Source organism: Rickettsia asembonensis (assembly GCF_000828125.2).
Taxonomy (GTDB): domain Bacteria; phylum Pseudomonadota; class Alphaproteobacteria; order Rickettsiales; family Rickettsiaceae; genus Rickettsia; species Rickettsia asembonensis.
On the sequence record NZ_JWSW01000047.1, the window covers coordinates 1 to 5,363 of the forward strand.

Here is a 5,363-nt window from a genome sequence, read left to right on the forward strand (position 1 = left end):
TCAACACTCACATTTACTGTCCCTACTTGGGTTGACCAAGATAACATTATATTTAATCCAGTTTTACATAAAGAGGAAGTTACTGACTCTTTATATCCTAACTCGCTCTACATATGGAAGCGAGAAGAACCTATAGAGAAAGCCAAAAAACTATTTGAAATATCAAAGAATTATATACGTGTATCAGCTGGTAAACTTTTATCCGATAATATTTCTTCATCTTTAATATTTATATCTGCAGATAAGGATTTTTATAATTACGATAATTATATTTTAGATACTAAAGATGAGAGCTTAAAATTACAAAAAATAAATATGCCATCAGATGCAACACCTGAAGGTTCTTTTAAAGAATATGTATTTTGGTTGCTGCGTTCCGATTGGCAATTTAAAGATAGTAATATAAAAGCAGGTTCACTTGTTGCCATACACTACACTGATCTTCTAAAAGAAGATAACGATAAAGCCAGCTTAAAAATATTATTTACCCCAACAGAGAAGGAAGTACTTTATTTTGTAGGAATGACTAAAGATACAGTATTTTTAACTAGCTATGAGAATGTTATTTCAAAAGTAGTAACATTTACATTAGAAAATAATGAATGGACAAAACCGGTAACTTTTAAACTGCCTTATGAAAATGCAATTTTTGGTATGTTGTCTGATGATGAGGAAAAAGATGCACTAATTACTATAGAAAATTCTATAGTTCCTCCAACTATCTATTTATGGGATAAAACTCATGAATTAAAAGTTATTAGAAAGCCTTTATATCCGTTTGATAGCAAAAATTATGTTGTAGAGCAAAAGAAAGCTACAAGCTCGGATGGAGTTAAAATACCATATTTTATTGTTTATAAAAAAGGTACAAAATTTGATGGTAAGAATCTAACATTACTTGAAGCATATGATGGTTTTCAAGTAATCAACTCTCCATATTTCTCTCGCATGGAAAATGAAGTATGGGTTAAACATGGTGGAGTGAGTGTTCTTGCTAATATCAGAAGCGGCGGAGAATTTGGTCCTGAGTGGCATAAGGCGGCTCAAGGAATAAAACGTCAAACCGGCTTTAATGATTTTATTGCAGTAGCAGAGGATTTAATAAAGCAAAACATTACTAACCCTGAGTATTTAGGAATTAAAGGAGGAAGTAACGGCGGATTGCTAGTAAGTGTTGCAATGACACAGCGTCCCGATTTATTTGGAGCTATAGCGTGTGAAGTACCTATACTTGATATGGTACGCTATAAAGAATTCGGAGCAGGACATTCATGGATGACTGAATATGGAGATCCGGAAAATCCAAATGATTTAGTACATATTAAAAAATATGCACCTTTAGAAAATTTATCTTTAACTCAAAAATATCCTACTATTTTAATTACCGGTTCAGTGCTTGATCAACGTGTACATCCATGGCATGCACGAATTTTTGAATATGTACTTGAGCAAAATCCAAACATTACAACTTATTTCTTAGAGAGTAGTGATAGCGGACATGGTAGCGGTAGTGACTTAAAAGACAGTGCTAATTATTTTAGCAATATCTATACATTTTTTGCAAATGCTTTGAAATTGAAGATTGATTAGACCTGTCATTATGAGCCGGCACGGGCGTTGTTGCATGAATACCCGCACCGTCATTGCAAGCGGTCGAAGACCGTGCGGCAATCCAGTAAAAATGCTAAAAATTAGCATTTTTTATTACTTTTTCTGGATTGCCACGTCGCTTCGCTCCTCGCAAGACATTGTTACGTGGATACCGATGTCATTCCCGTGTAGGCGGGAATCCAGCATAAAGCAAGATAAATCGAGCTTTTAATTTCAAAAATTTGCTATATTTATACTTTTTTTCTGGATTCCCGCCTCCGCAGGAATGACATAAAGAGCATTTACCGGTCCACGCAACAACACCTCCTCGCAATGACGGTAAAACCCTCCATACAATAATGCCGTTTTACGAAAACAATTTTCCAATTCCGCTACGTAATAGATTTTTAGGATTCATTTTACTGGCTTTTTTCATCATCTCGCTTATTTGCTTATATTGCTTTAGCAAAATATTTACCTTTTGTACTGTAGTCCCTGCTCCAGCAGCTATACGTTTTCTACGAGAAGCATTAATGATGTCAGGATTCTTACGTTCTTTCAGCGTCATAGATAAAATAATTGCTTCTTGATGTTCAATTATTTTACTATTTAATTTTGATTGATCTATTTGATCCATAATTTTACCGCTACCCGGTAACATGCTAAGTATACTTCCAAAACCTCCCATTTTTTTTATACTTCTCATTTGCTGAAGATAATCATTTAAATCAAACTTACCTTTTTTCAATTTAGCAGCCGTTTTTTCGGCTTCTTCTCTATCAACGATACTAGCTGCTTTTTCAACAAAAGAGATAATATCACCCATATCAAGTATTCGAGAAGCTAAACGTTCAGCATTGAACTCTTCTAAATCAGTTAGTTTTTCACCGCTACTTAAAAATTTAATCGGCTTTTTAGTAATATATTTTACACTGAGTGCTGCACCGCCCTTGGAATCGCCATCAATTCTAGATAAAATTAATCCTGAAATCTCTAACTTTTCATTAAAGCTACTTGCCGTAACTACTGCATCCTGCCCTGTCATACTATCAATTACTAACAAAGTTTCCGTAGGTTCCACTATCTTTTTTATTGCAAGGGCTTCCTCCATCATCTCTTTATCAATTTGTGTACGACCTGCCGTATCATAAATTACGACGTCATAAGCAGAAATTTTAGCCTCGGTAATAGCTCTTTTGACAATATCAAGAGGTTTCTCACCTTGCATAATAGGTAATGAATTAATCTGTACTGAGTTTGCAAGTATAGCAAGTTGCTCTTGTGCGGCCGGTCTGTAAGTATCCAAAGAAACAAGTAAAACTTTTTTATTTTGATTTTTAAGTCGTAAAGCAAGCTTACTACTCGCTGTAGTTTTACCGCTCCCTTGCAGCCCTACCATTAGGAAATTTACCGGCGGCTTTGAATTTAAATTTAGCTTTGTCTCACTTTCACTTGAAGCTAAGAGGTTTATCATCTCTTCATGGATAATTTTAATTATCATATGCCCCGGTGAAACGGATTTAATAACCTCCTGTCCGAGTGCCTTTTGTTTAACTTCCGCTATAAAATCTTTTATCACCGGTAATGCAACATCCGACTCTAAAAGAGCTACTCTTATATCCCGCATAGCAGCATCTATTTGAGCTTCTGTCAAAATGCCTGAGCTAACTAGCTTATCAAAAATCTTCGTTAAATTTTGTGTTAAAGTTTTAAACATGCAAATAATTTAATTTATAAAGTTCTAATATATTTTGCTCAATATGTTTTAGCAACAATATATTTTATGGTTTTATGTAGGCGTTGTTGCATAGATCGATTTTCTGTTGTCATATCCCCGCGAGCTTGTAGCGGGATCCAATAAAAAATACTAAAATTATTAGTATTTCAAGTTGTTTTTATGGACCCAGTGGTCAAGCCAATAGTACCGGACATTTTTTTAAAAGATCCTGATGTCATCCCCGCGAAAGCGGGGATCCAGACTAAAAAATCTTTAAAATTAAAGATTTTTTATTACATAGTTTTTGTAAAGTAAAGCTTTTAAAAAAAGCTTTACTTTGCTGGATTCCCGCCTACGCGGGAATGACATAGAACAAAAATTGTCCGGTACTATAGGTCAAGCCACGGGGTGACACAACGGGTTTTACCTATCCATGCAATAACGCCTTTTATGGATAACGTGGAAAGGAACGTAGTGATATCGTGTTAATTACTAAAAAACTCATTCACCACTAATATATAACTTGTTTTTAAGTCTAAATCATAATCAACGGTATTATATATTAACTTTTTTATATTGGTAAATTTTTGTAGTAAATAGGAAGGATGCTTATTTGGCAGTTTATCAAAAATCTTATTTTCTAAATCTAGAAGCTTAATATTGACGTTAGCGGATTTTTTAAGAATTCTATTCAATAATAATAATAAATTATCAATAAAATCTAGCCATAATTCTCGTTCTTTAGTAGTAAAACGATTAATAAAATCTAACGTTTCATTATTTGCTATCGGCTGAATAAATTGAAGATATAATTCATTTATAGAATGAGGTTGAGATGAGCTAACATTAATTTTAAAGCATCTTGATCTAATTGTAGATATAATACTTGCAGCTCTTGAAGTAATTAAAAAAATGTAACTATTCTTTGGTGCATCTTCAAGAATTTTTAAGCATGAATTCGCCGCATTTAAATTCATAATATCAGCCGCATAAATTACGGCAACTTTATAACCTGAAATTGCAAAAGTTTTACTTAAGAAATCTTGTAATTTTCTTATTTGTTCAATAGAAATATTTTTAGCATTAGATGTAGTTGAAGTTTCCCTAGCGATGAAATGATAATCAGGGTTGTTTTCAAGAGGAATGCTATTCTTAAAAAGTTTACTATATATAAAATCTTCTAAATCTTTTAAAGCTTGCTCTATATTTTCGGCTTCGATAAGCCAACTATTATATAGCTTATTATGTTTTAAGTTAAACTCTAGACGTTCAATTATCAATGGTTGTAATATCGTTATGAATTATACTTAAAAATTGTTCTATATCATTCCGGCTTTTGCAGAGTATTGTTGCATGAGCCGGTTTTTCTAGTGTCACCCCGCAAGCTTGTAACGGGGTTTGGAAATTATCAGTATTGTAATAAGTTACTTCTTTTAATTACAAGCTTCTTTCATTTTTCTTCCAGCTCTAAAAGTAGGTTGATTGTAAGCATCTATTTTCATTTTTGCTCCGGTTTTTGGGTTACGACCCTCACGTGCTTTTCTATGATGTATTTCAAATGAACCGAAACCTGTTATATTAATATTATGGTGGCTCTTTATAGCACTAATCACACTATCAAGAACTAAATTAAGTGCTTTCTCAGCATCAGCTTTTGTTAATGTTTTATGTGAAGCATGTTTATGATTATGACCATGGTCGGTCATAAATGCTATAAATTCGGTTTTATTCATTTTTTTTGGTTCTTTTTTGTTATGTGTACTCATAATAAAATCAACTCTCCTTTAATGGGTTAATATGTATTGATGTTTTTTTATAAAACAATATATACAACTGGCAATAATATACATCAATATATTTTTTTATGTGAGTTAATTATAACAAACTACCCACATACTGCAAATGCCAGTTATTTACAAAGTTTAAAATATATACGTTATTATATTAATTTATAGAAAAATGTAGCCATTTTACATCAGTTATACTGTTAAAACTATCTTAATCAAGTAATTAAAGTGAAAATTTATCATTAAAACCCTAATTTAGGGAGTGTTGA

At 32.6% G+C, this 5,363-nt stretch carries 6 protein-coding genes; 2 read left to right on the forward strand and 4 right to left on the reverse strand.

From position 1 onward, the window contains the following. Both SB78_RS05165 and SB78_RS10205 read left to right on the forward strand, forming a co-directional pair. The coding region (locus tag SB78_RS05165) for a prolyl oligopeptidase family serine peptidase (RefSeq protein ID WP_041079096.1) at window positions 1–1,590 on the forward strand (1,590 nt) is incomplete at its 5' end. Between the two features lie 34 nt (window positions 1,591–1,624). After that, window positions 1,625–1,822, forward strand: coding sequence for a hypothetical protein (locus tag SB78_RS10205; RefSeq protein WP_199402797.1), 198 nt, complete (start codon window positions 1,625–1,627; stop codon window positions 1,820–1,822). 2 nt (window positions 1,823–1,824) lie between these two features. On the opposite strand, the gene SB78_RS10210 is transcribed toward SB78_RS10205, so the two are convergent. The 4 genes from SB78_RS10210 to SB78_RS05180 form a co-directional block, all read right to left on the reverse strand. Beyond that, window positions 1,825–1,977, reverse strand: coding sequence for a hypothetical protein (locus SB78_RS10210; RefSeq protein ID WP_199402799.1), 153 nt, complete (start codon window positions 1,975–1,977; stop codon window positions 1,825–1,827). Next, complete coding sequence (ffh, locus tag SB78_RS05170) at window positions 1,958–3,307, reverse strand: signal recognition particle protein (RefSeq protein ID WP_041079097.1); 1,350 nt, start codon at window positions 3,305–3,307, stop codon at window positions 1,958–1,960. The genes SB78_RS10210 and ffh overlap by 20 nt, the downstream gene beginning before the upstream one ends. Window positions 3,308–3,792: 485 nt before the next feature. Then, entirely contained in the window at window positions 3,793–4,587 is a 795-nt protein-coding gene (locus SB78_RS05175) for a DNA polymerase III subunit delta' (RefSeq protein ID WP_041079098.1), read from the reverse strand. A gap of 153 nt (window positions 4,588–4,740) precedes the next feature. Further along, window positions 4,741–5,073: an HU family DNA-binding protein gene (locus SB78_RS05180; protein WP_008579420.1), complete on the reverse strand. Its 333-nt coding sequence runs from the start codon at window positions 5,071–5,073 to the stop codon at window positions 4,741–4,743. Between the last annotated feature and the right edge of the window lie 290 nt (window positions 5,074–5,363).